At 67.5% G+C, this 25482-nt stretch carries 25 protein-coding genes; 7 read left to right on the top strand and 18 right to left on the bottom strand.

Annotation, left to right across the window (positions count from 1 at the left end):
- Positions 1-70: 70 nt before the first annotated feature.
- From EPY72_RS00340 to acs, 3 genes are all read left to right on the top strand, one after another.
- Positions 71-1771 carry an acyl-CoA mutase large subunit family protein gene (locus EPY72_RS00340; RefSeq protein ID WP_134672044.1) on the top strand — a complete coding sequence of 567 codons (1701 nt, stop codon included), beginning with the start codon at positions 71-73 and terminating at the stop codon, positions 1769-1771.
- Between the two features lie 41 nt (positions 1772-1812).
- Positions 1813-2031: a DUF8015 family protein gene (locus tag EPY72_RS00335; RefSeq protein ID WP_134672043.1), complete on the top strand. Its 219-nt coding sequence runs from the start codon at positions 1813-1815 to the stop codon at positions 2029-2031.
- A gap of 115 nt (positions 2032-2146) precedes the next feature.
- The gene (gene acs, locus EPY72_RS00330) at positions 2147-4135 is read left to right on the top strand and encodes an acetate--CoA ligase (protein ID WP_135805234.1); all 1989 of its coding nucleotides are present in this window, start codon (positions 2147-2149) and stop codon (positions 4133-4135) included.
- A gap of 21 nt (positions 4136-4156) precedes the next feature.
- Here the strand turns inward: acs and EPY72_RS00325 are convergent, their stop codons facing one another.
- From EPY72_RS00325 to EPY72_RS00255, 16 genes are all read right to left on the bottom strand, one after another.
- Entirely contained in the window at positions 4157-5644 is a 1488-nt protein-coding gene (locus EPY72_RS00325; protein WP_135805233.1) for a DHH family phosphoesterase, read from the bottom strand.
- A 97-nt stretch (positions 5645-5741) separates the two neighbouring features.
- Entirely contained in the window at positions 5742-5915 is a 174-nt protein-coding gene (locus EPY72_RS19130; protein WP_167599492.1) for a hypothetical protein, read from the bottom strand.
- Between the two features lie 137 nt (positions 5916-6052).
- Entirely contained in the window at positions 6053-7546 is a 1494-nt protein-coding gene (locus EPY72_RS00320) for an NADH-quinone oxidoreductase subunit N (protein ID WP_134672040.1), read from the bottom strand.
- Positions 7547-9076 (bottom strand): complex I subunit 4 family protein, encoded by a 1530-nt coding sequence (locus EPY72_RS00315; RefSeq protein ID WP_135805232.1) that lies wholly within the window; start codon positions 9074-9076, stop codon positions 7547-7549.
- Positions 9077-11113 (bottom strand): NADH-quinone oxidoreductase subunit L, encoded by a 2037-nt coding sequence (nuoL, locus tag EPY72_RS00310; protein ID WP_135805231.1) that lies wholly within the window; start codon positions 11111-11113, stop codon positions 9077-9079.
- Positions 11114-11117: 4 nt separating this feature from the next.
- Positions 11118-11420: an NADH-quinone oxidoreductase subunit NuoK gene (gene nuoK, locus EPY72_RS00305; RefSeq protein WP_134672037.1), complete on the bottom strand. Its 303-nt coding sequence runs from the start codon at positions 11418-11420 to the stop codon at positions 11118-11120.
- Positions 11420-11821 (bottom strand): NADH-quinone oxidoreductase subunit J, encoded by a 402-nt coding sequence (locus EPY72_RS00300; protein ID WP_135805230.1) that lies wholly within the window; start codon positions 11819-11821, stop codon positions 11420-11422. The genes nuoK and EPY72_RS00300 overlap by 1 nt, the downstream gene beginning before the upstream one ends.
- Entirely contained in the window at positions 11818-12084 is a 267-nt protein-coding gene (locus EPY72_RS00295; protein WP_134672094.1) for an NADH-quinone oxidoreductase subunit J, read from the bottom strand. Before EPY72_RS00295 ends, EPY72_RS00300 begins: the two co-directional genes overlap by 4 nt.
- Positions 12085-12142: 58 nt before the next feature.
- Positions 12143-12604 (bottom strand): NuoI/complex I 23 kDa subunit family protein, encoded by a 462-nt coding sequence (locus tag EPY72_RS00290; protein WP_134672035.1) that lies wholly within the window; start codon positions 12602-12604, stop codon positions 12143-12145.
- Positions 12604-13686, bottom strand: coding sequence for a complex I subunit 1/NuoH family protein (locus EPY72_RS00285; RefSeq protein WP_134672034.1), 1083 nt, complete (start codon positions 13684-13686; stop codon positions 12604-12606). The genes EPY72_RS00290 and EPY72_RS00285 overlap by 1 nt, the downstream gene beginning before the upstream one ends.
- Positions 13686-15350 (bottom strand): NADH-quinone oxidoreductase subunit D, encoded by a 1665-nt coding sequence (locus EPY72_RS00280; protein WP_134672033.1) that lies wholly within the window; start codon positions 15348-15350, stop codon positions 13686-13688. The genes EPY72_RS00285 and EPY72_RS00280 overlap by 1 nt, the downstream gene beginning before the upstream one ends.
- Entirely contained in the window at positions 15347-16054 is a 708-nt protein-coding gene (locus tag EPY72_RS00275) for an NADH-quinone oxidoreductase subunit B (protein ID WP_134672093.1), read from the bottom strand. The genes EPY72_RS00280 and EPY72_RS00275 overlap by 4 nt, the downstream gene beginning before the upstream one ends.
- Positions 16051-16461 (bottom strand): NADH-quinone oxidoreductase subunit A, encoded by a 411-nt coding sequence (locus EPY72_RS00270; RefSeq protein ID WP_134672032.1) that lies wholly within the window; start codon positions 16459-16461, stop codon positions 16051-16053. The genes EPY72_RS00275 and EPY72_RS00270 overlap by 4 nt, the downstream gene beginning before the upstream one ends.
- A 249-nt stretch (positions 16462-16710) precedes the next feature.
- Entirely contained in the window at positions 16711-17328 is a 618-nt protein-coding gene (gene purE, locus EPY72_RS00265; protein ID WP_135805229.1) for a 5-(carboxyamino)imidazole ribonucleotide mutase, read from the bottom strand.
- Positions 17325-18476 (bottom strand): 5-(carboxyamino)imidazole ribonucleotide synthase, encoded by a 1152-nt coding sequence (locus EPY72_RS00260; RefSeq protein WP_135805228.1) that lies wholly within the window; start codon positions 18474-18476, stop codon positions 17325-17327. The genes purE and EPY72_RS00260 overlap by 4 nt, the downstream gene beginning before the upstream one ends.
- A gap of 69 nt (positions 18477-18545) precedes the next feature.
- Entirely contained in the window at positions 18546-20327 is a 1782-nt protein-coding gene (locus EPY72_RS00255; RefSeq protein WP_135805227.1) for a flippase activity-associated protein Agl23, read from the bottom strand.
- An 80-nt stretch (positions 20328-20407) separates the two neighbouring features.
- On the opposite strand from EPY72_RS00255, the gene ribH reads away from it, so the two are divergent.
- From ribH to EPY72_RS00240, 3 genes are all read left to right on the top strand, one after another.
- Positions 20408-20809: a 6,7-dimethyl-8-ribityllumazine synthase gene (gene ribH, locus EPY72_RS00250; RefSeq protein WP_135805226.1), complete on the top strand. Its 402-nt coding sequence runs from the start codon at positions 20408-20410 to the stop codon at positions 20807-20809.
- The gene (locus tag EPY72_RS00245) at positions 20806-21948 is read left to right on the top strand and encodes a pyridoxal phosphate-dependent aminotransferase (protein ID WP_135805225.1); all 1143 of its coding nucleotides are present in this window, start codon (positions 20806-20808) and stop codon (positions 21946-21948) included. The genes ribH and EPY72_RS00245 overlap by 4 nt, the downstream gene beginning before the upstream one ends.
- 161 nt (positions 21949-22109) lie before the next feature.
- Entirely contained in the window at positions 22110-23522 is a 1413-nt protein-coding gene (locus tag EPY72_RS00240) for a sugar porter family MFS transporter (RefSeq protein ID WP_135805224.1), read from the top strand.
- A gap of 6 nt (positions 23523-23528) precedes the next feature.
- Here the strand turns inward: EPY72_RS00240 and EPY72_RS00235 are convergent, their stop codons facing one another.
- Positions 23529-24350, bottom strand: a complete 822-nt coding sequence (locus EPY72_RS00235) for a nucleoside phosphorylase (RefSeq protein WP_135805223.1) — start codon at positions 24348-24350, stop codon at positions 23529-23531.
- A 93-nt stretch (positions 24351-24443) separates the two neighbouring features.
- Between EPY72_RS00235 and EPY72_RS00230 the strand changes: the two genes are divergently transcribed.
- Positions 24444-24911, top strand: a complete 468-nt coding sequence (locus EPY72_RS00230) for a hypothetical protein (protein ID WP_134672025.1) — start codon at positions 24444-24446, stop codon at positions 24909-24911.
- On the opposite strand, the gene cdd is transcribed toward EPY72_RS00230, so the two are convergent.
- On the bottom strand, positions 24912-25304 hold the full coding sequence (gene cdd, locus EPY72_RS00225) for a cytidine deaminase (protein WP_134672024.1): 393 nt from the start codon (positions 25302-25304) through the stop codon (positions 24912-24914).
- Between the last annotated feature and the right edge of the window lie 178 nt (positions 25305-25482).

Genomic DNA, 25482 nt, shown 5'->3' with positions numbered 1-25482 from the left:
TGTGTTCCGCGACGCCGACGGACCGCAACGACCCACTCATATTAATTAGCCCTCGGGCAAATGTTGACGTATGTACGACGAGGACGACCTCGCGGAGATACGCGACGCGAAGGACGAGTGGGAAGACGAGACCCTCGGTCCGGTCCTCGACGCGTACGGCGAGCGCAAAGACCGGTTCGCGACCGTCTCGAACCTCGAAGTCGACCGGCTGTACACGCCCGACGACGTCGCCGACCTCGACTACGAAGAGGATCTGGGCTTTCCCGGCGAGGAGCCCTACACCCGGGGGCCGTACCCGACGATGTATCGGGGCCGGACGTGGACGATGCGACAGTTCGCGGGGTTCGGCACCGCCGAGGAGACCAACGAGCGGTTCCACTACCTGATCGACGAGGGCCAGACCGGCCTCTCGACGGCGTTCGACATGCCGAGCCTGATGGGCAAAGACTCCGACGACCCCCTCTCGGACGGGGAGGTCGGCAAGGAGGGCGTCGCGGTCGACACCCTCCGGGACATGGAGATTCTGTTCGACGGCATCGACCTCTCGGAGGTCTCGACCTCCTTTACGATCAACCCCTCGGCGCCCGTGATCTACGCGATGTACATCGCGCTTGCCGACCAGCAGGGGATCCCCCGCGAGGAGCTCCGGGGCACCATGCAAAACGACATGCTCAAGGAGTTCATCGCCCAGAAAGAGTGGGTGATTCCCCCCGAGCCCTCGCTTGACATCGTGACCGACACCGTCGAGTTCGCGGTCGAGGAGACTCCCAATATCAAGCCGATCTCCATCTCGGGCTATCACATCCGGGAGGCGGGCTCGACCGCGGTCCAGGAGCTCGCGTTCACGCTCGCCGACGGGTTCGCGTACGTCGAGGACTGTCTGGACCGCGGGCTCGACGTCGACGAGTTCGCGCCCCAACTGTCCTTTTTCTTCAACTCCCACAACGCCATCTTCGAGGAGGTCGCGAAGTTCCGGGCCGCCCGGCGGATCTACGCGACCGTGATGGGCGAGTGGTACGGCGCCGAGGCCGAGGCGAGCAAACAACTCAAGTTCCACACCCAGACCGCCGGCCAGAGCCTGACCGCCCAACAGCCGCTCAACAACGTCGTGCGAGTGACGATTCAGGCGCTCGCCGGGGTGCTGGGCGGCACCCAGAGCCTCCACACCAACAGCTTCGACGAGGCGCTGGCGCTCCCGTCCGAGAAGGCGGTCCGGGTCGCGCTCCGGACCCAGCAGATAATCGCCGAGGAGTCGGGCGCCGCCGACATGGTCGACCCGCTCGGCGGGTCGTTCGCGGTCGAGAGCCTGACCGACGAGGTCGAGGAGAAGGCGATGGCGTACATCGAGGAGATCAAAGAGATGGGCGACGGGTCGGTCCGGGACGGCGTGCTCGCGGGCATCGAGCAGGGGTACTTCCACCGCGAGATACAGGACGCCTCCTACGAGTACCAAGAACGCGTCGAGGACGGCGAGGAGACGGTCGTCGGGGTCAACAAGTACGAGATCGACGAGGACACCCGGCCGGACATCCTCAAGGTCGACGAGACGGTCCAACAGCGCCAGCGCGAACGGCTGGCCGCGGTCAAAGACGAACGCGACGACGAGGCGGTCGAGGCGGCGCTGGCCGACCTGCAGGACGCGATCGACGACGATCGCAACGTGATGCCGTCGATCGTCGACGCCGTGAAGGCCTACGCCACGATGGGCGAGATCATGCAGGTGTTCGAGGCCGAGTACGGGAGCTATCAGGAGACCGTCAACGTGGCCTGACAGTCCAAACGGTTTTCCGAGGCGGCGATCACAGTCTCGGTGTGAGCTACACCGTCCAGTACTACGATCTCGTGCTCGTCGCCATCATCGCGACGATGGCCGGCGGCGCCGCGGTCGGCTACCTGACCGCGCTGGCGCTGCCGACCGCGATCACCCTCGCAGGCCTGCTCGCCGCGGCGCTGATCGGGCACGGGCTGTTCGTCAGGGGGCCGGTCGACGGCCCCGAAGACCTCACCGAGGAAGTGGACGCGCTCAACTGAGCGACGCGCAACCGCCCGTTTCCCGCGACCGGCGGCTCGAAGCCGGCCCCCTCCGACAGTGTGGCACTTCTCGGCAAGCTTTATTACTCTCCTTAGAGAGGTTTAGGACGACCCTATGTCTGACGATACCGTGGAACTCGAAGCGCGACTGGCAGAACAGGACGCGTTCGAGCCGCCGGCCGAGTTCGTCGAGCAGGCGAACGTCGCCGACGAGTCGATCTACGAGGAGTTCGAACAGAACTGGCCCGAGTGCTGGGAGCGGGCCGCCGACCTCCTCGACTGGGACGAGGAGTACGATACGGTACTCGACGACTCGAACCCGCCGTTCTACGAGTGGTTCACCGGCGGGGAGCTGAACGCCTCCGCGAACTGTCTGGACCGGCACCTCGAGGAGCGCGGCGACGAGCCCGCGATCGAGTGGGTCGGCGAGCCCACCGACGAGGACGACCGCACCTACACCTACGAGGAGCTTCACCGGGAGGTCAACGAGTTCGCGGCCGCGCTTCGCGACCTCGGGGTCGGCGAGGACGACGTCGTGACGATGTACATGCCGATGATCCCCGAGCTCCCGATCGCGATGCTGGCGTGCGCTCGCATCGGCGCGCCCCACAGCGTCGTGTTCGCGGGGTTCTCCGCCGAAGCGCTCGCGACCCGGATGGAGAGCGCCGACTCGGAGTATCTGGTCACCGCAAACGGCTACTACCGGCGGGGCGACCCCCTCGACCACTACGAGAAGACCCGCGAGGGGCTCGCCGACGTCGGCCACGAGGTGTCGGACATCGTGGTGGTCGACCGACTGGGCGAGGACGACCACGGCCACGAGCTGGCTGACGGCGAACGTTACTATCGGGACCTCGTCGCCGACCACGAGGGCGCGACGGTCGAGCCGGTCGCCCGCGACGCCGAAGACATGCTGTTCTTGATGTACACCTCGGGCACGACCGGCAAGCCAAAGGGCGTCAAGCACACGACCGGCGGCTACCTGTCCTGGGCCGCCTGGACCTCCCAGGCCGTACTGGACATCAAGCCCGAGGACACGTACTTTTGCTCGGCGGACATCGGCTGGATCACCGGCCACTCGTACATCGTCTACGGCCCGCTCGCGCTGGGGACGACGACGATGATGTACGAGGGCACCCCGGACTACCCCGAGCGCGACCGCCTCTGGGAGATCGTCGAGGAGTACGAGGCGACCCAGCTGTACACCGCGCCCACCGCCATCCGGGCGTTCATGAAGTGGGGCACCGAGTACCCCGACGACCACGATCTCTCGTCGTTGCGCTTGCTCGGGACGGTGGGCGAACCCATCAACCCGCGGGCGTGGAAGTGGTACTACAAGCACATCGGCGACGAGTCGTGTCCCATCGTCGATACATGGTGGCAGACCGAGACCGGCGGCATGATGGTGACCACGCTGCCCGGCGTCAAAACGATGAAGCCCGGAAGCGCGGGCCCGCCGCTCCCGGGCGTCGACGTCCGGATCGTCGACACCGAGGGCGAGGAGGTCGAGGCGGGCCGCGCGGGTTATCTCACCGTCAACAAGCCCTGGCCCGGCATGCTCCGCACCCTCTACGACAACGACGAGCGCTACGTCGACGAGTACTGGGCGGAGTACTCGGACACCGACTCCGAGGACCCCGACGACTGGGTGTACTTCCCGGAGGACGGCGCGAAGATCGACGACGACGGCTACATCACGGTACTGGGCCGGGTCGACGACGTGCTCAACGTCTCGGGCCACCGGCTGGGGACGATGGAGATCGAGTCGGCGATCGTCGGCGTCGAGGGCGTCGCCGAGGCCGCGGTCGTCGGGGGCGACCACGAGATCAAAGGCGAGGCCGTCTACGCGTACGTGATCACCGAGGACGGCTACGAGGGCGACGAGGAGATGCGCTCGCGGATCGTCGAGGGCGTCGAGGACGCGATCGGTCCGATCGCCCGCCCCGAACAGGTCGTGTTCACGCCCGAACTGCCGAAGACTCGATCGGGCAAGATCATGCGCCGACTGCTCGAAGACATCGCGAACGGCGAGGAACTCGGCAACACCTCGACGCTACGCAACCCCGACGTCGTCGAGGACATCCAGACGAAGGTCGGCGACTGATCGCTCGGGCGCCGGGCCGGCTCAGTCCTCGGGTTCGGCGACCGGGGTGTCGAACCGCATCTCGCCCTCGCGGGCGTACTCCCCGTCATCTTCGGGGATCGAACGCACCGTCTCGAAAAAGCGGTCGGTGATCACCTCGCTGACCACCTCGGTCAGCGACGACTCTTCTTCGTCTTCGACTTCCCCGAGCAGTCCCAGCGGGATCTGGGCGCCCGCCATGTCGGCGTGACCACCGGCGCTCCCGATCTGGCCGAACGCCGCCCGCACCGTCTCGCCGAGATCGATGTCGGTCCCCCGCGAGCGCGCGGAGACGAACACCGTCCCGTCCATAAAGCCGTAGACGAGGGTGGTCGTCACCTGTTCCATGTCGAGCAGTCGGTCGGCGGCTTGGGCCAGCGCGTCCCGATCGGAGAGCGACCCGACGCAACTCGCGAGCACGGTGCCCTCGATGCGTCGATTTCGAATGGCTCGGGCGATCGTCTCGAAGGTGTCGGCGCTGACCGAGGGGCTCTCGACGCGGTCGAGGACGCCGGTGTCGGCGTGGGGCAACAGGAAGGAGGCGGCCTCGAAGTCCGCGATCGAGACCTCGCGGGCGAAGTCCTTGGTGTCGACTCGGATACCGTACAGCAGTCCCGTCGCGACGTCCTCGGTGAGTTCGATCCCCAACCGCTGGACGTGCTCGGCGAGCAGGGTCGAGGTCGCGCCCACGTTGCGCCGCAGGTCGACGAACGTCGCCTCGACCGGCTCTTTCGGCGGGTGGTGGTCGACGACGATGTCGACGGGGGTGTCGGCCGGAAGCTGATCGTTGACCCCCGGTCTGGAGTGGTCGACCAGCGCGATCCCCCCGAACTCCGAGCGGTCGAAGTCCTCGGGGTCGAGGTGCCGGAGGTCGATCTCGAGGAGATTGACGAACGCCCGGTTCTCCTGGTGGGAGATCTCTCCGAAATAACAGAGCTCCGCGTCGACGCCGAGCGCCGCCGCGATCCGCCCGAGCGCGACCGCGCTGGCGATGGCGTCCGGGTCGGGGTTGTCGTGCATGAACACTCCGAGCGTCCCGTCGATGCCCCGGAGGGTCCGCTGGAGGTTCGCGGTGCGGTCGGCGCTCTCGCCCAGCGACACCGACAGCACCCGCGCTGCCAGCGCGTCGGTCGGATCGACGAGCCGATCCGCGACCGCCGCCATCGCCGCTCGGTCGCGCTCGGCGGCGTCCCGGCCGACGTACACCACGAGGTAGGCGTCGGGGAAGTAGTTGGCCGCGAGCGAGGCGGCCTCGCGGTTGGCGACCGGATCCTCGTCGGCGATCACCACCATCTCGGGGGCGTCGACCGCCTCGAGGACCGCCGCCGAGTCGGTGGGGTCCTCGCAGTTCGCAGACACCTTGTCGTCGCGGAGGGTCTCGACCCTGTTCTCGCTGTCGTCGACGACCAACAGCTCGCCCGACATGCCGGCTAACGCGTCGACGAGGGTCTGGCCGACGGTGCCACAGCCCAGGACGAGCCGGGAGACCATTGTAGCCCGCGATTTCGCTTGCTCGGCCTAAAGTCTACCGTCTACGCGACGACCCGCCCGCCGGCCGTGTGACTCGCGGTCGGGCCCGTTGTCAGGACTACCCGCCGCCGCCGGCGACGCCGCTACCGATCGCGGCGCCACAGTCGTTGCACGCGACGACGTAGAAGCGCTTGGACGACCGGAAGAGGCCGGCCATCTTCGCGTCGAGGTCGAGAAATTCGACGTCCGATTCCTCCGCTATCTCTCCGTCGCATTCCGGGCAGTGTACCATGCCGCCGAACCTACCGGCGGCCGCGGTAAGTGTTTTCCGTCTAACGGTATCCGGCGCCCGACCGAATCGGGGACTCCGCCTCGACGAACGAGAAAATGGAAAGACCGACCGGATCGCGTGTTACGCGGCGGTCGTCGTCACGCCACGAGCGCCGCGGCGGCGCTCTGGGCGTACTCCCAGACCGGGGCGAAGCCCGGCAGGAGCAGGACGGTCGCGACCGCGGCCGCCGCGATGGCGGCGTAGAGTCCGACCGGCTTCGACTCGATGGCGAACTCCGAGGACGGCTCCTCGATCCACATCGCCTTGACGACCCGCGAGTAGTAGTACAGCGACAGCGCGCTGTTGATCGCGCCGACCGCCGCGAGCCACCAGAAGCCCGCGCCGACCGCGCCGGCGAACAGCAGGTACTTGCTCGCGAACCCGCCGAACGGCGGGAGGCCGGCGAGGCTGAACATGAACACGGTCATCGCGGCGCACGCGAACGGCGCCCGGGTGGCGAGACCGTTGTAGTCCTCGAACGTGCGACCGACCGACCAGTACTCCGCCAGCGCGATGAACAGGAACGCGCCGGTGTTCATGAAGCCGTAGACCAGCAGGTGGGCCATGCTCGCACCCAGCACGAACTGGTCGTTACCGCCGGTCAGCGCGGCCAGCCCGATGAGGGCGTAGCCGGCGTGGCCGACCGACGAGTACGCGAGCATCCGCTTTACCGTGTCCTGGGTCGCGGCGGCGAAGTTGCCAAGCGTCATGGTGACGACCGCCAGAATCTGGACCGCCAGCACCCAGTCGATGCTCGCGGCCGCGGTCTGGACGTACGTCTCGACGGGGAACGCCACCGTGAACACGCGGAACGCGACCGCGAAGCCGGCGGCCTTCGACGCCGAGGAGAGGAACGCCGAGACGGGCGCGGGCGCGCCCTCGTAGGCCTCGGGCGCCCAGAAGTGGAACGGGACGCTCGCGGTCTTGAACGCGAACCCGCCAAGCACCATCAACACGCCGATGCCGAGCACGCCGGTCAGCCCCTCGACGCTCGCGGCCTCGGCGACCTGCGGGAGCAACAGCGAACCGCTGACCGCGTAGACGAGGCTGATGCCGTACGCCAGGATCGACGACGACAGCGCGCCGATCAGGAAGTACTTCAGCCCCGCCTCGACGCTCCCGCGGTTACGCTTGAGGATCGCGACGAGCGCGTAGGACGGCAGGCTGGAGAGTTCGAGGCTGATGAACACCACCGCGAGGCTGTTGGCGGCGGGCATCAGGGTCATCCCCGAGGCGGCCAGCGCGACGAGCGCGTAGTACTCGGCCTGATAGGAGTGATCGCGCATGTAGTCGTAGCTCGCCACGACCACGAGCGCGGTGACGCTGGCGAACACGAACGCGAAGAACAGGCTCATCGTGTCGACGACGAGCGTGTTCTGGAACAGCCGGATCGGTGCCTCGCCCGTGCCGGCGAGCAGGTACCACACCGAGACGCCGGCGGCCGCCAGCGACCCGGCGGTCGCGGTGGCCGCGAGCAGGAGGCGGTTCTCGGTGTCGGGGTTGATGCTGTCGATCACGAACAGCACGAGCGCCACCGCCACGAACAGTAGCGTCGGTGCGAGCGCCGCCCACGGCGGGAGCTGGTACACCATCTATACACCACCTCCCGCGGCCGGGGCGAGCGGATCGACCGCGTTCTGGATCATCTCGAAGAAGATGTTCGGATCGACGCCGAGCAAGACAACTAGCAGGATGAGCACCACGAGCGGCGCCACGTCGTGGAACGCCGCCGGGCTGACCTCGTAGTCGGTCTCGATCTCGAACGGTCCGAACAGGGTGCGCTGCATCGCCAACAGCAGGTAGCCCGCGACGATGACGATGCCGAACATCGCGGCCGCGGTGAACAGTACCGACCCCTCGAACGCGCCGAACGCGCCGAGGAAGATGAACAGTTCGGCCGCGAACCCGGCCATCAGCGGCAGGCCCATGTAACCGAACGCGCCCGCGACGAACACCGCGACGGTGATGGGCATCTTGCTCGCGAGCCCGGACATGTCCGAGACCATCCGGGTGTGAGTCGTGTTGTAGATGACGCCGACCGCCATGAACATCAGCCCCGAGATGAGGCCGTGTGCGACCATCTGGAAGGTCGCACCGCCCATCCCGTAGACGGTGTAGGCGACCAGTCCGAGGATGACGTACCCCATCGAGGAGACCGAAGAGTACGCCACGATGCGCTTGAGGTCGGTCTGGGCCAGCGCGAGCATCGCGCCGTAGATCACGCTGATCACCGCGAACAGCGCGATGAGCTGAGCGTTCTGCTGGGCGATGTCCGGCAGCATCGTGAAGTTGAACCGGAGCAACGCGTAGGTGCCCATCTTCAGCAGGACGCCGGCCAGCATGATCGAAACCGGGGTCGGGGCTTCGACGTGGGCGTCCGGGAGCCACGTATGGAACGGGACGACCGGCACCTTGACCGCGAAGCCGACGAACATGGCGACAAACGCCACCAGCTTCAGGGTCCCGGCGCCGATCGGACCGAGCGCACCGAGCTCGCCGGCCCGGAGCGCTTGTGCGACCGCGGCCATGTCGAAGGTGTTGACCGCATCGCCCAAGCCGAACACCAGCGCCGTGAAGCCGATGAACAGCGCGAGGCTCGCGATGTTCGTGTACACGAACATCTTGATGGCCGCGTACTTCCGACGGGGGCCGCCCCAGACGCCGATGAGGACGTACATCGGGACGAGCACCATCTCCCAGAAGACGAACCAGACGAAAAAGTCGAGCGCCGAGAAGACGCCGAGCAGGCTCGCTTCCAGGAACAGCATCAGGCCGTAGAACTGGCTCTGGCGCTCGTCGATCGGCGTCCACGACGCCAGCAGCGCCAGCGACGTGAGCACCGTGGTGAGCGCGATCAGCGGCATGCTGATGCCGTCGAGCCCGACGTGCCAGTTCAGGCTGTACGGGCCGGCGACGATCCAATCGGCGTTCGTCTCGAAGGCCAGGGTGCTCCCTTCAAGGAGCGCGTTCCCGCTGGCCTCGTACGTGCTGTACATCCAGAGGCTCCCGCCGACCGGGAGCAGGCTGAGCACGAACGCGATCTTCCCCGCGACCTTGTTGGGCGAGAGGAAGACCGCGCCCGCGCTGGCCAGCGTCACCGCGATGAGTGCTTCGATCCACATTCAGAACCAACCTCCGATGAGTCCGATCGCGACGAGCAAGACGACGAGACTCGCCGTCAGCAGGAAGGCGTAGTTCGTGACCACGCCGCTCTGGATCCGCTTGACCCGGCTCCCGCTCAGCAGGCTCACGCTGGAGACGCCGTTGACCACGCCGTCGATGACGCCCTGGTCGAACTTGTCGGCGGCCCGCGCGAGCGGCAGAGTGAGGCCGGTCGCGATCCAGACCTGATACTCGTCCTGATAGTAGTTGTTGAACAGCACCGTCTTGGCGCTCCCGAGCTTGTCGGTGTGCTCGTCGGGGTCGGCCACCGCGTAGAGCTTCCACGCGAGGCCGGCGCCCGCGAGCGCCAGTCCGAGCGAGACGCCCGCGCTGAGGAGCACGGTCGTCAGCTCGGTCCCGATCGTCCCCGACGAGTAGGGAAGCAGGTCGCCGTAGTGGTGGGCGGTCAGCGCCTCCGGACCGGCGTCAAGCCAGTCGTGGAGGAACTCCAGATGAGCGCCGGTCAGTTCGGCGACCGGCACCATGTTGACCAGCCCGGCGACCGCGGCGAGGGTCCCCAGCACGACGAGCGGGAGCTTCACGTTCCAGCCGACGCCGTGGGGGTCCCGGGCGGTGTCGGTCCGGGGGTCACCGTGGAAGGTCAGCGCGACCATCCGGAAGGTGTAGAACCCGGTGAAAAACACCGCGAGGAGCCCCATGGCGTACGCGCCGAGCAACAGCGGGCTGTCGAGGCCGTGGACGAGCGCCTCGTAGAGGACCTCGTCTTTCGACCAGAAGCCCGAGAACGGCACGATGCCCGCGAGCGCGAGCGATCCCGAGAGGAACGCGTAGTAGGTCACGGGCATCTTCTCTTTGAGCCCGCCCATGTCCCACATGTTCTCGTTGTGGTGCATGGCGATGATGACCGAGCCGGCGCCGAGGAACAGCAGCGCCTTGAAGAACGCGTGGGTCATCAGGTGGAAGGTCGCGGCGACGTAGCCGCCAGCGCCCAGCCCGAGCATCATGTACCCGTACTGGGAGATGGTCGAGTACGCGAGCACCTGCTTGAGCTCCTTCTTGACGACGCCCATCGAGGCGGCAAACAGCGCGGTGAAGCCGCCGACGAACGCGATGAACGCGAGCACCTGCGGAAGCAGGGCGTAGAAGCCGTACATCCGCGCGACGAGGTAGACGCCGGCCGCGACCATCGTGGCCGCGTGGATCAGCGCCGAGACCGGAGTCGGACCCTCCATCGCGTCGGGAAGCCAGGTGTGAAGCGGGTACTGGGCGGACTTGCCGACGACCCCGCCCAGCACGAGCAATCCGAGAACGGCGAACCACGCCTGGGGGTCGAGGCCGAGGAACGTGGTCGCGCTCGCCTCACCGGCGAGCACCTGCTCGGCGAGGTGCGGGAACGACTCGCTGCCCGCGAACGCCGTCGTCCCGAACGTCGCGAAGACGCCGACGACGCCGACGAGGAAGAAGTAGTCCCCGAACCGCGTGACGAGGAACGCCTTCTTTGCCGCGCTCGGCGGACCGGGCTCGCGGAAGTGGAACCCGATCAGGAGCCACGAGCAGAGCCCGACCAGCTCGAAGAACATGAACGCCATCAGCAGGTTCGACGCGAACACGAACGAGAGCATGCTCGCGGTGAACAGGCCGAGGCCGGCGTAGTACCGCGGCAGGCCGGTCTCGCCCTCGTCGTTCATGTAGCCGAGGCTGAAGACGTGGACCAGCACGGCGACCAGCGAGACGATGACGAGCATCATCGTCGAGAGGGGGTCCAGCAGGATGCCAAAGTGCAGGTCGAAGGCCGCGTCGCCCACGCCCGCGACCCACGTTATCGACTCGTGGTAGACGCCCTCGGAGCTGTTCCAGACCGCCAGGGCCGCCCACGCAGACAGCAACAGCGAGCCGGCGGTGGCGGCGATGCCGGGGATCGCGCCGCCCTTCGGCAGGAGCCGCGGGGCGAACGCGCCGGCGAGCAGTGCGATCAAAAACGAGACGAACGGCAGGGCCGCGATGACCGGAGCCAGTTCGAAGGAGAGTGCTGCCATCGTTTCACCACCTCATAGTCGTCGCGTTGGTCACGTCCACGTCCGCGAAGTTGCGGTACAGCACGAGGATGATGCCGATGCCGATGGCCACCTCCGCCGCCGCGACCGCGAGCGTGAACAGGCTGAACATCTGTCCCGTCAGGTTCCCGTGGAACCGCGAGAACGCCACGAGGTTGATGTTCGCCGCGTTGAGCATCAGCTCGACGCTCATCAGGAACACCAGGGCGTTCCGGCGGGTCAGGATGCCGAACACGCCGATACAGAACACGGCGGCCGACACCAGGAGGTAGTACTGGACAGGCACCATCAGCCGGTCACCTCCTCGGAGTCGTCGGACGCGACGACGCCGCCGTCAGCGGCGGCGACGGGTTCGCTGGTCGCCTCGTCGTCGGCCGCGTTCGACCGCAGGGCGGTCGTGATCTCGCCGTTCTCGTCGCGGCGCGCGAGCAGCACCGCGCCGTCGAGCGCGGCGTCGAGCACTACCGCGATCAGGAGCAACGCGACCAGAAAGCCCTCGCTGGGGATCGCGTCGGGGTGCTGGATGTTCAACAGCGCGTAGCCGATGCTCGCGACCACGCCCTCTCCGCCCGTGAAGCCCGCGGCGTCGCCGAACGACGCCCGGACGAACACGACGGCGAGCACGCCGAACAGCGCGACGGCCGCCAGCCCCGGTACCAAACTGCTTCGGTCGTCAGTGTTGTTTGTCATACCTCTGCCACCTCCTCGGTCGTTGCCTGGCGCGTCAGCATCACCGCGAACGTGATGAGGATGAGGACCCCGCCGACGTAGACGAGGACCTGCATCGCCGCGAGGAACTCCGCCTCCAGCATCACGTAGTGGACGGCGACGGAGAGGAGCGCGACACCCAGCAGTAACGCCGAGTGCCACACGTCCCGCACCAGGACGACGCCCAGACTGCTCGCTACCGTCACGAGCGCGAACAGTCCGAACGCGAGCATTTCGTACACCATTTGAGTCACCTTGAAATTCTCGGAATCGCCCTTTTAACGTTTCGAGATGGGCGTCTCGTCACTGGTAGTCCAACTCTCCTTCGCCCTCGCCGATCCACGCGCCCCGATCGGGCTCGCGGGATTCGAGCGGGTCGATGTCCTTGTACCACGGGACGTTTTTCAACTGCTCTTTGTTGTACACCAGATCGTCTTTGGTGTCGCCCGTGAACTCGAAGTTCTGGGTGAGCAGGATGGCGTCCACCGGACAGACCTCCTCGCACAGCCGACAGTAGATACACTGTCCGATGTGGAGGTTGTACTGCTCGCCGTTGCGCTGGTCGTCCTGCACGATCTGGATCGTGTCGTTCGGACAGACGTTCTCGCACTGGCGACACCAGATACACCGCTCCTGGCTGAACTTGTGGACCCCGCGGAACCGCGGACTTACTTCGGGCGCCACGTCCGGATACTCGACCGTGAACGTGGACCCGTCCAGTGCGTGCTTCAGCGTCGTCGCCATTGATTTGAGGACTCCGATCATTAGAGCATCACCCCGACGATGACGGCCGTGAGGATGAGATTGGCGAACGAAAGGACGAGCATGCCCTTCCAGCCGATCTCGATCAACTGGTCGATGCGGACGCGCGGCACGGCCGACCGCGCCCACTGGGTGAACAGGAAGATCGCCCAGATCTTGATCACGAACCAGACGAACCCGGGCAACACCGGACCCGACGGACCGCCGAGGAACAGCGTCGTGACGATGGCGCCGCCGAGGAAGATGTGGATGAACTCGCCCATGTAGAACAGGACGAAGTAGATGCTGGAGTACTCGGTCATGTACCCCGCGACGATCTCGGTCGGGGCCTCGGGGATGTCGAACGGGTTCCGGCCGACCTCCGCGAGGTTCGCCACCATGAACAGCACGAACGCGAACGGGTTGACGAACGCGAACCACGACGGGATCGAGACGCCCGCGATCGTCACCAGCGGCTCGGCCTGCTGGGCGACGATCTCGCTGGTCTGGAGCGTACCGGTGAAGATGATGACCGACGCGCCCGTGACGATGAGCGGGATCTCGTAGGCGATGTTCTGGGCGATCGCGCGGAGTCCGCCCATCAGCGAGTACTTGTTGTTCGACGCGTAGCCCGCCATCGTGAGCGCGAGCGTCGCGATCGACGCGGCCGCGAAGACGTACGCGACTCCGCTCTCGGGGTCGGCGATCTGGAGGTTGATGCCGAAGATCGAACCCATCGGGATCACCGCGAAACCGATGAGCGCCGAGAACGCGAGCAGAATGGGAGCGAGGTCGTAGGCCGGCCGATCGACGCCGTCGGGGATGATGAGCTCTTTGGCCATCAGCTGGACGGCGGCGGCGGGGATGATGAGCAGCCCCGCGGGGCCGTGGCGGTTGACCGCGATCCGGTCGGTGAACGCCGCGGTGATCTTCCGCTTGGCCCACGGACCCGCCACGCCGGCCTGCGCCAGCATGACGTTCGCGACGACGAACGCCGCGAGGAACGCGGCGATCATCTCCTGCCAGATCGCCATCTCGGAGCCGAAGAGGAATCGCCCGATCGTCTCCGGGAGCAGGGTGGGCTCGGCCTGCAACGGCGCGAACATCAGCGGTCCACCTCCCCGAGGATCACGTCGAGGCTACCCAGCGTCGCCACGAGGTCGGGGACGTACTCGCCCTCCGACATCGATTCGAGCGCCGAGAGGTTCGAGAAACACGGGCTCCGGATCTTGAACCGGCCGGGCTTGTCGGTGCCGTCCGACCGGACGTAGATGCCGAGTTCGCCCTTCGCGCCCTCGACCGCCCGGTAGGTCTCCGTGTCGGGCTCTGGTTTCAGCGTCCGGGGGACGTTCGACTGGATCGTCCGCTCGTCTTCCGGCCAGTCTTCGAGCAGGTCGACACACTGCTCGATGATCCGGGCGGACTGTTCGACCTCCTGCATCCGGACGAGGAACCGCGAGTAGTTGTCCCCGCCGTTCTCGGTGATGACGTCCCAGTCGAGCTCGTCGTAGTAGCCGTAGGGGTCGTCCCGGCGGAGGTCGTAGTCGATGCCCGACGCCCGGGCGACCGGCCCGGTACAGCCGTAGGACTTGGCGTCCTCGGGGTCGAGTACGCCCGTGTCGATGACTCGCTTCTGGAAGATCTCGTTGTTCGTGATGAGGTCGTGGTACTCCTCGAGGGTCTCGGGCAGGTCGTCGAGGAAGTCCCGAGTCTGCTCGAAGAACTCCTCGCGGGGCTCCGGGAGGTCCCAGACGACCCCGCCGAGCCGGAAGTAGTTGAACATCATCCGCTGGCCCGTGAGGTCTTCGAGGATGTTCTGGACCTTCTCGCGGTCGCGCATCGCGTACATGAAGATGGCGGTGAAGTCGCCGTAGATGTCGAGCGCGAACGTCCCGACCGCCAGCATGTGGGCCGCGATCCGGCAGAGCTCGGCGCCCATCGTCCGGATGACTTGGGCGTACTCGGGCACCTCGATGTCGTTGAGGTCCTCCGCCACGCGCGCGTACGCCCACTCGTTGAGCAGGCCGGCCGACGCGTAGTCCCACCGGTCGGGGTAGGGCATGATCTGGTGGCGGTAGGTGCCCTGTTGGGCCATCTGCTCCTCACACCGGTGGAGGTAGCCGATGTCGGGGTCGACGTCGGCCACCTGCTCGCCGTCGAGGGTGGTCTTGAGGTGGAGCACGCCGTGAGTCGCCGGGTGGTGGGGACCGATGTTGAGGAACATCGTGTCCGACTCGGCGTCGTGGTGGTCGTCCTCGAGGGGGTTCTTGTGCTCTTGGAACGGGACGAGCTGGGGCCGGTCCTGGTGGTAGTCGTTCGCCAGGGGGTGGCCCTGCCACGTCTCGGGGAGCAGGATCCGACGGAGGTCCGGGTGGTCGTCGTAATCGACGCCGACGAGGTCGTAGGCCTCACGCTCGTGCCAGTTGGCCGTCTCGTAGACGCCGGCGGCCGACTCGCTCACCGGGTCCTCCGGATCGGCCGGAACGACGACGCTGAGCTCCTGGGTCCGGTCGTCGTACTTCGTGAGGTGATAGATGCTCTCGTAGCGGTCCTCGTACTCCTGGGCCGTGAGACACGAGAGGTGGTCGAACCCCGCCTCGTCGCGGAGGAGTTCGAGCGTCTCCTCGACGTCCGTCGGCCGGACGACGAACCCCTCGGCGTTGAGGTGGTGCTCTCGGCCGATGACTCGATCGCCGAGCAGGTCGGCGAGCGCGTCGTAATCGAGCCCGTCTTCGGTCACGCCGACGGGCTGGCGTTCTTGGAGACTCATGGCGAATCAGCCCAGTTGTACCGCATCACGAGGTCCTCTTCGTCGATCTCCGCCGCGAGCTTGTCGACGAGCTCGTCCTGTTCGAGGTCGCCGAACTGCTCGAGCTCGTAGGGCTTTACCGTCACCGGACTGCTCTCGCCGTTGGCGATCCGCTCTTGTAGCTTGACGACGCCGTAGACGAGCGCCTCGGGGCGAGGCGGACAGCCGGGGACGTGGATGTCCACCGGGATGACCTCCTCGGCGCCCTTGATGACGTTGTACCCCTCCTGGAACGGCCCGCCGGAGATGGCACACGAACCCATGTTCACGACGAACTTGGGCTCGGGCATCTGGTCGTAGACGCGCTTCATCCGCGGCGCGAACTTCGAGACGATCGTGCCGGGCACGATCATCACGTCTGCCTGCCGGGGCGAGGCCCGCGGCACGCCCGACCCGAAACGGTCGAGGTCGTGTTTGACCGCGTAGGTGTGCATCATCTCGATGCTGCAGCAGGCGATCCCGAACTGCAGCATGAACATCGACGACCCCCGAACCCAGTTCATGAACTTGTCGAACTTCGTGAGGATGAACGGCGAGGAGCCGAACGCCTCCCGGAGCTTCGAGTTGAACCGGTTGTCGAGGTCCGGACCGATTCGGGCCTCGCGGGTCTTCGTTTGTGGGTCTGTGCTACCGCTGATTGCGTCCCGTGGTTCGTTGCTCATTATCTCTCCACGCTCCGTTGTGAGTCGGTGGGGTTGCGGACCCATTCGATGGCGCCCTGCCGCCACGCCCACGCGAGGCCGACGACGAGGATGCCGACGAACGCGAGCATCGGGTACAGCGCACCTGAGAGCCCGACGCCGTCCATCGAGACCGCCTCTCGGTAGATGACCGTCCAAGGGAAGATGAGGAGGGTCTCGATGTCGAAGACGAGGAACAGCAGCGCGACCATGTAGTACTGAATGTTAAAGCGGACGCGCGTGCCACCCGTCGGGATCTCACCGCTCTCGTACACGGTGGTTTTGCCTTTCTCGGGCACGGTGGGCCGGAGCAGGCTGGACACCGACATCATCCCGAGCGGTATCAACAGCCCCACCAGCGCCAACGCGCCAATAGCTATCCATGGATTCATGCCGATATTCTCCTACCATCCGGGAGTTACGAGCGCACCCCTATAAACGTTGATTCTTGTTGTTCTCGCGTGTTTCGGCGGCTCAAGCACGCGTAATCGCTCTGACGGTTGCTGTCGGGAAACGGGACGTTTCGGTTCGGTGAATAGTGACGGAGTCGCACGCACCGATCGCCGCGGAACCCCCTCCGGGCGCGGGCGTGCGGGCCGGTAAGTCGGACTTATTCGCAGAAACGTGTCGAATCGGCCGCGCTACTCGCTGGCGCCGTCGCGGAACCGATCGATGCCCCGCTCGTGGAGCCGCCGGGAGACGTCCGCGACGCCGGCCTGCAGGTCGTCGTGGTAGTCGACGAGCGCGTCCCGGAGCCGGTCGTGCTCGCGCGCGAGGATTTGGACCGCCGACAGCCCGGCGTTGAACGACTTGCCCGCGTCGACCGCCACGATGGGCGCGCCGGTCGGCATCCCGATGACCGAGGGCACCGACTTCTCCTGGACCGGGACGCCGACCACCGGCAGGGGGTAGGCCAGCGACGCGGTCATGTTCGGCAGGTCCGCAGACTTCCCGCCCGCGCCGGCGATGATCACGTCGAGGCCGCGGGCCTCCGCGGTCTCAGCGTAGGCGTACATCAGACCGGGCGTGCGGTGGGCCGACACCACGTAGCTCTCGAACGTGAACCGCGCCTCGGGCGGGTCGTCGTAGTCGGTCAGCTCCGCGAACCCGAGTTCTTCGAGCGCCTCGTAGGCGCCCGCCATCATGTCGAGGTCCGAGTCGCTCCCCATGACGATGCCGACTTCGGGAGTGTCCTCGGGGTCGCGGTCGCGCTGTGCCTCGGCTCGGAGATCGTCGATGAGTGCCTGTAACTCGGTCATTCGAAGGTCACCTCCGCCCGCAGTTCCCGGGCGTCATCGAGCAGGCGGTCGAAGTCGGTCTCGTCGCTGTCGCCGTCGCCCGCGACGGTGAGATGGCCCATCTTCCGGAGCGGGTACACCTCGCGCTTGCCGTACCAGTGGAGGCTCGCGTCGGGGTGGGCCAACGCCGCCTCCTCGCCCGCGGGCTCGGCGGGCCGGCGCTCGTCGCCGTCGCCGAGCAGGTTCGCCATCGCGATCGGACTCCGGAGTTCGGTCGAGCCGAGCGGCCGACCCGTGACCGCGCGGGCGTGTTGCTCGAACTGCGAACAGAGCGCGCCTTCGATCGTGTAGTGGCCGGAGTTGTGCGGGCGGGGCGCGATCTCGTTGAGCAGGATCTCGCCGTCGGCGGTCTCGAAGAGTTCGATCCCGTAGGCGCCCCGGCCCGAGAGCAGGTCGAGCACGTCGTCGGCCACTTCGCGGGCGCGGTCGGCCACTGCCGGGTCGGTCCGGGCGGGCACGACGGTCTCGCGCAGGATCTCCTCGCGGTGGAAGTTCTCGCCGAGCGGGAACGTCGCGGTCGCCGTCTCGCCTTTGACCCCGATGACCGAGACCTCTCGCTCGAAGTCGACGAACCGCTCGGCCATCGCCGGTCCGGCCAGTTCGTCGAGCGCGTCGAGGTCGGCCTCGCTCTCGACCGGGACGTTGCCCCGGCCGTCGTAGCCGCCCTCGCGGGCCTTGAGCATCAGGGGGTAGCCGAACTCCGCGGCCGCGGCTTCGAGGTCCGCCCGGTCGTCGACGCGCCGGAACTCCGGGACCGGAACCCCGGCCTCGCGCAGGCGCTCTTTCTGGACCAGTTTGTCCTGAATCGTCCGGAGCGTCGCCGGGTCCGGATGGACCGGCACGTCGAACTCCGAGGCGGCGGCTTCGAGCAGGTCGGGATCCGCCAGTTCGATCTCGAACGTGAGGTAGTCCGCCCGCGAGGCGAGTTCGCGGACGCCGTCCTCGTCGTCGAAGTCGCCGACGATCTGATCGCGGGCGACCGGCGATGCCGGGCAGTCCGGCGTCGGGTCGAGGACGACCACCTCGATGCCGAGCGGCGCGGCCGCCTCCGCGAGCATCCGCCCGAGCTGACCGCCCCCGACGACGCCGAGCGTCTCCGTGTCGTTCATCTACGCCGAGGTTATGGGCGCACCTGCATAAAATTTCCCAACCGCGGTGCTCGATATACACGAACGTGGTTACATCCGCGCGTCCGTGTCGGGGCTACCGCGCGAGCCGGCCGCCGACGCTCCGTCGTCGAGCGACGACGCATCGACGAAGAAGACGGTCTCGCTCCCGTAGATCGTCAGTTCGTGTTCGAACGCGCGATAGCCGTCGAGCGCCTCGCCGACTTGTTCCCGATCGGCGGCGCGCGCGATCACGATCGGCGGCGGGTCCGCGCCCACCGCCTCGCGCTCGACGGTGCTGTCGACGTCTGCGCCGTAGAGTTCGGTGTACCACGGGATCGGCAACCGGTCGTACCACCCGCCGCCCGCGGCCCAGTCGTCGTTTTCGGACTCGTCGGCCACGTAGAAGTCCGACCCGTACCAGAGCACGTCGGTGCCGTCGTTCGCGGCGATCACGCGTTCTATCGTCTCCAGGGTGGGTCGGAGTCCCTCCGCGGGCTGACCGTACTGGACGAGTCGGTTGGGCGTCTCGGCGTCGTCCAGATACCGGTCCTGCGGGTGGACGAACGACGCGGCGACCGCCGTTGTCGCGGTCTGGCCCACGACGACGAGGACCAGCAAGACCGCGAGGGCGGCGCTGAGTCCGTCGCCGTCCGCACTCGCGTTCGCCGCCAGCGTCACCAGCGCGCCAAGCGCGACCGCGGCGGGGACCGCCAGCGGCACGACGGCGTGGACGACCTCCCACGGGAACGGGTTCTCCACGATGACGGGGTAGCCGACCACCGTCACGGCCCCCCAGTAGAACGTGAACGCGACGAGGTCGCGGGGTCGGTCGCGCCGGTACCGATCGAACAGGAAGCCGGCGGCCGCGAGCGCGAGCGTGAGCGCCCCGCCTTCCCAGAGGACCCGCCCGAGCGCCTCGAAGGTGTCGAGGTACGCCGTCTGGTTGCCCTCGCCCCACTTGCCGAGGAACTTCTCCCACGAGCCGACGGTCGCCTCCTCGATCACCGCCGGGAACATGCCGGGATTCGCGAACGCTTTCCAGAGGCCGGGGTCCGGGGTTGTGCGCGCCCGCGGCGCGTAAAAGAAGATCACGACCGCGAAAAAGAGGCCGATCGCGAGGCCGGCGTGGACGAGCCAGCCGCCCGATCGGAGCGACCGGAGCGACGACACGACGTACTCCTTTCGGTCGTCGGCGTCCGCCGCGAGGACCAGCCGGTGATCGACCAACAGCGCCGCCGCGCCGAGCCACGTCACCGCGTACACCAGCACGTTCTCTTTGGTGGTGAACGCCAGCGCGACCAACAGCGTCCCGAGATAGAGGTATCGCGGCCGTCGGGTGTCGAACAGTCGGACGTAGAACGCCAGCGCGTGGAGCATGAACGCCGCCAGCAACACGTCGTTGCGCATGAACCGCGAGTAGTAGAGCACGATCGGATCGAGCGCGAACAGCACTCCGAGCGCGACCACCTCGACGCGGTTCAGTCGCTCGCGGAACAGCCACGCCGACGCCGGGAGGAGCCCCGAGACGACCGCGACCGGGACTCGCGCCAGAAAGTCGCTCGCGCCGAACAGCCCGAAGAGGTACTTGTTGACGTGGTAGAAGAAGGGGCCGTGGATGACCGCGCGGTACTCCCAGACGCCGGTCTCGGCGTACCGCAGGATCCAGTAGCCGACCCGCCCCTCGTCCCAGTGGAACACCCGCGCTCCGAGCCCGAACAGCCTGATCGAGAGCGCCAGCACCACCACCGCGAGAATCGCGGCCGCCGTCCGCGTCCGGGCGTCGCGAAAGAGCCCCGACAGGCGGTCGTCGGCGACCCGACCCGCGTCCGCCGTCGGCTCGTCGGTTCCCATCGTTCCCGGGAACTATCCGGGCGCACACAAGTTTTCCGGAGAGCGGTAGTTCTTTCACTCGCCCAAGCCACCCTTGCGGTATGACTGCACTCGGCCTCGTCGTCTCGCGGTTCAACCGCGAGGTGACCGAGCAGATGGAGGAGCGCGCCCGCGAGGCGGCCGCCGACCGGGGTGCGGAGATCGTCGAGACCCTCCGCGTGCCCGGCGCGTACGACTCGCCGCTGGCCGCCGACCGACTCGCCCGCCAAGAAGAGATCGACGCCGTGGCGGTCGTGGGCACGATCGTGACCGGAGACACCGACCACGATCGGGTCATCGCCGACGCCGCCGCCCAGGGGCTGACCGACGTGAGCCTCGATCGGGACACCCCGGTCGCCTTCGGCGTCAGCGGTCCCGGGATGTCGGGCGCGGAGGCCCGCGAGCGCGTCGACAAGGGAGCGGAAGCGGTAAACGCCGCGGTCGAGATGGTACAAGCGCTATGAACTTCAGCGAACGCATCCGGCGGGTCGAACCGAGCGCGACGCTCGCGATCAGCAACCTCGCGGCCGAGCTGGAGGCCGACGGCGCGGACGTCGTCGACCTGAGCGTGGGCGAGCCCGACTTCCCGACGCCCGAGAACGTCGTCGACGCCGGGAAGGCGGCGATGGACGCGGGCCACACGGGCTACACCTCCTCGAACGGCATCCCCGAGCTTCGGGAGGCGATCGCGGCGAAGCTCCGGGAGGACGGCCTCGATCACGGCCCCGAGAACGTCATCGTCACCCCCGGCGCGAAGCAGGCGCTCTACGAGACGATGCAGACGCTCGTCGACGACGGCGACGAGGTCGTCCTGCTCGACCCGGCGTGGGTCTCCTACGAGGCGATGGTGAAGCTCGCGGGCGGAGAGCTGAACCGGGTCGACCTCGCGCCCCACGACTTCCAGCTCGAGCCCGCGCTGGACGAGCTGGCGGGCGCGATCTCCGAGGACACCGAACTGCTCGTGGTCAACTCCCCGAACAACCCCACGGGCGCGGTTTACTCCGACGCCGCCCTCGAAGGGGTCGCCGACCTCGCGGTCGACAACGACGTGACCGTCCTCAGCGACGAGATCTACGCCGAGATCACCTACGGCGAGGAGCCGACCAGCCTCGGCACGTTCGACGGGATGGCCGACCGGACCGTCACGGTCAACGGCTTCTCGAAGGCCTACTCGATGACCGGCTGGCGGCTCGGCTACGTCGCGGGCCCCGAGGAGCTCGTCTCGGAGGCCGGCAAGCTCCACTCGCACTCGGTGTCCTGTGCGACCAACTTCGTCCAGCGGGCGGGCGTCGAGGCCCTCGAAAACACCGACGACGCCGTCGACGAGATGGTCGAGGCGTTCGCCGAGCGCCGGACGTTCCTGCTCGACCGCCTCGACGAGGAAGGGGTCGGGGCCCCCGAGCCAGACGGCGCGTTCTACCTCATGATCCCTGTCGACGAGGACGACCAGCAGTGGTGTGAGTCGGCTCTGGAAGACGCCCACGTCGCCACCGTTCCGGGGAGCGCGTTCGGAGCGCCCGGCTACGCACGCATCTCGTACGCCAACAGCAAAGAACGCATCGGCGAGGCCGTCGACCGACTCGTCGACGCCGACCTGCTGTAAGTTCGGCCCACGCTGTTTTCGACGCCCGAACTCCGTCCCGCCCGTCCCGACGTCGCGCGATCGCCGCCGGGATTTCATAACGATTAACTATTTACTACCATCGTAGTAAGAATGCAAAAGGTTCCTTACCGACCGCGGGAAACCGACCGGATTAGAGCGTTATGTCCACAATCGATACTGGGGGTAGCATCCGCGGTCGCGATCGGTTCGTGTACGTGACGGCCGCGCTCGCCGCCCTCAACGGGCTGTTGTTCGGGTTCGACACCGGAATCATCTCGGGAGCGTTCCTCTACATCAAACAGACGTTCGAGATGTCGCCGCTCGTCCGGGGGATCGTCGTCAGCGGGGCGATGGCGGGCGCCGCGGCGGGGGCGGCGCTCGGCGGGAAGCTGGCCGACGAGATCGGCCGGCGGCGGCTCATCCTGCTCGGCGCGGGGGTCTTTTTCGTCGGGTCGTTCACGATGGCGGTCGCCCCGAACGTCCCCGTGCTGGTCGCCGGGCGGCTGATCGACGGCGTGGCGATCGGGTTCGCCTCGATCGTCGGGCCGCTGTACATCTCCGAGATCGCGCCGCCGAAGATCCGCGGGGCGCTCACCTCGCTCAATCAGCTCATGGTGACGGTGGGCATCCTCGTCTCGTACTTCGTGAACTACGCGTTCGCGGACGCGGGCGCGTGGCGGCTCATGCTCGGCGCGGGGACGGTGCCGGCGGTCGTTCTCGCGATCGGCATGCTCAAGATGCCCGAGAGCCCGCGGTGGCTGTTCGAGCGGGGCCGCCGCGAGGAGGCCCGCGAGGTCCTCGAACGCACCCGGCAGGGCGGCGTCGACGAGGAGCTCACCGGGATCGAGGAGACGGTCGCCGAGCAGTCGGCCGCCGGGCTCGGGGACCTGCTCGCGCCGTGGCTCCGGCCCGCGCTGATCGTGGGACTCGGGCTGGCGGTGTTCCAGCAGGTCACCGGCATCAACGCGGTGATGTACTACGCGCCGACCGTGCTCGAATCGACCGGCTTCGGGAGCACGACCTCGATCCTCGCGACGGTCGGCATCGGGCTCATCAACGTCCTCATGACCGTGGTCGCCATCGCGGTCATCGACCGGGTCGGGCGCCGCGCGCTCCTGCTGGTCGGCGTCTCGGGGATGGTCGTCACGCTCGCGATCCTCGGGGGCGTGTTCTACCTGCCGGGGTTCTCGGGCGCGCTCGGCTGGTTCGCCACCGGGAGCCTGATGCTGTACGTCGCCTTCTTCGCGATCGGGCTCGGGCCGGTGTTCTGGCTACTCATCTCCGAGATCTACCCGCTCGAAGCCCGCGGGACCGCCATGGGGCTGGTGACGGTCGCCAACTGGGGGGCGAACCTCGCGGTGTCGCTGACCTTCCCGATTCTGACGGCGAACGTCGGCACCTCCGTGACGTTCTGGCTGTTCGGCGGGTTCAGCGCCGCCGCGCTGGCGTTCACCTACTACTTCGTCCCCGAGACGAAGGGGCGGTCGCTGGAGGCGATCGAAGCCGACCTCCGAGAGAACGTCGGCGAGCACGTTCGAGGCGGAGTCGACGCCGTTCCGGACGCCGACGACTGACGGCGCTTACTCCAACTGGAGACCGGGGTGCCACCGATCGACGCCTGCCTCGGCCTTCCGTTCGTCCATCTCGGCCAGCAGTTTCACCGCGAGGCTCGCGGTCTCGGCCGCTCGGTTCTCGCCCTCGGTGCGGAACTCCCCGGTCTCGCGGTTAGCGTAGACCGAACACACCGCGCCCGCCCGCAGACCGTAGACGTTCGCGAGCGTGAGGATGGCGCTGGCCTCCATCTCGATGTTCTTGACGTTGGCCCGCTTGAGTTCGTCGACGAGGTCGTCGCTCCCCGCGGCCTCGAACCCCTCGAAGCCGGGCCGGCCCTGCCCGGCGTAGAAGCTGTCGGCGCTCATCGTGAGCCCGGTGTGGTAGTCGTAGTCGAGCCGCTCGGCGGCCGCGACCAGCGCCGACACCACCTCGTAGTCGGCGACCGCAGGGTAGTCTTCCCGGACGTACTCGTCGCTGGTCCCCTCCTGGCGGACGCCGCCGGTCGTGATGACCAGATCGCCGACGTCCATCTCGGGCTGGATCGCGCCACAGGAGCCGACCCGGAGGAAGGTGTCGACGCCGACCCGCGCGAGCTCCTCGACCGCGATGGCGGCCGAGGGACTCCCGATCCCGGTCGAAGTGACGCTGATCGGCGTCCCCTCGTAGTCGCCGGTGACGGTGCGGTACTCGCGGTGGCGCGCGACCTCCTCGGCGTCGTTCCAGAACCGGGTGATCTTCTCGATCCGCTCGGGGTTCCCGGGCAGGAGCACCGCGTCGGCCACGTCGCCCTCGCCGACCTCGACGTGATACTGGACCTCGTCGTTCGGGTCTTCGCTGTCGCCGGTCATGCCGATGGCTGACTCGGTCGGCGGGTATAAAGGGTTCGTCGCGCCGGCGTCCGAGAGCCAACGCTTATCGGACCGCTCGGAGAACTCCGGACGATGCCCTCCAGACGACAGCTACTCGCCGCGGTCGGGAGCGCGACGGCGGTCGGCCTCGCCGGCTGTGGCGGCTCCGGGTCGGGCGGATCGGCCACCAGAGACTGCCAGACGGGCGCGGTCGACCACGGCGACGGCGACCTCCTCGACGCCGGCGCGCAGGCGTTCGTCGACGGCGAGGACGTCCGGCTCGGAGTCGCGCTCGCGGTCGAGGACGTGCGAACACACGACGTCGACGCGCTCGAACTGTCCGACGCGGACGGTCGGTTAGCCCACTTCGTCCCGGTGTCGCCGGGCGACGCCGACGTGATGGCGAACAAGGGCCGGGCCGGCGACGGTCAGCTCTACTACGAGCAGTATCTCGGCGAGCGTCCGCTCCACGGCCGATACCGCATCGAAGCGGTCGCCGGCGACCGGACGGTCGACTCGCTGACGATCGAGTTCAACTGCTTCGCCGACGTGGACGGGTAGTCACTCCAGCATGTCCTCGCTGATGGTGTCGGGCAACAGTTCGCCGAGGGCGTACGCCGAGGGCTCTCGGCTCTCGCCCTCGTCGCAGTACACCCGCAGGTCGTCGTCGCAGAACTCCGCGAGCGTCTGGCGACACATCCCGCAGGGGGTCACCCCGTCCCGGGCCGCGGAGCTCACCGCCAGCGCGTCGAACTCCCGGTGGCCCTCCTTGACCGCCTCCGCGATCGCGACCTCCTCGGCGTGGAGGCTGTTGCTGTAGTTGGCGTTCTCGATGTTGCACCCGACGTAGACGGTGCCGTCGGCCGTCCGGATCGCGGCCCCGACCGGGTAGTCCGAGTACGGGACGTGGGCCTTGATCTGTACGTCGCGGGCGGCTTCGACGAGGTCGTCCATGGTGGCGGACGTTGGCGGGCGGCCGGCATATATCTCCCGCTGTCGGTCGGTGGAGGATCGAACTCGCCCGGCCGAACACGGGAGGATTGAGCTACCCCAATCAAGCATCAAGGGACGTTGTCCCCGCGAGCGAGGGCGAAGCCCGAGCGAGCGGACCAAGCGAGGACCGAAGGGACGA

The organism is Halorussus marinus, from assembly GCF_004765795.1.
Classification (GTDB): Archaea; Halobacteriota; Halobacteria; order Halobacteriales; family Haladaptataceae; genus Halorussus; species Halorussus marinus.
Note: the sequence above shows the minus strand (reverse complement) of the source record. Positions and strands in the feature narration are given on the sequence as shown.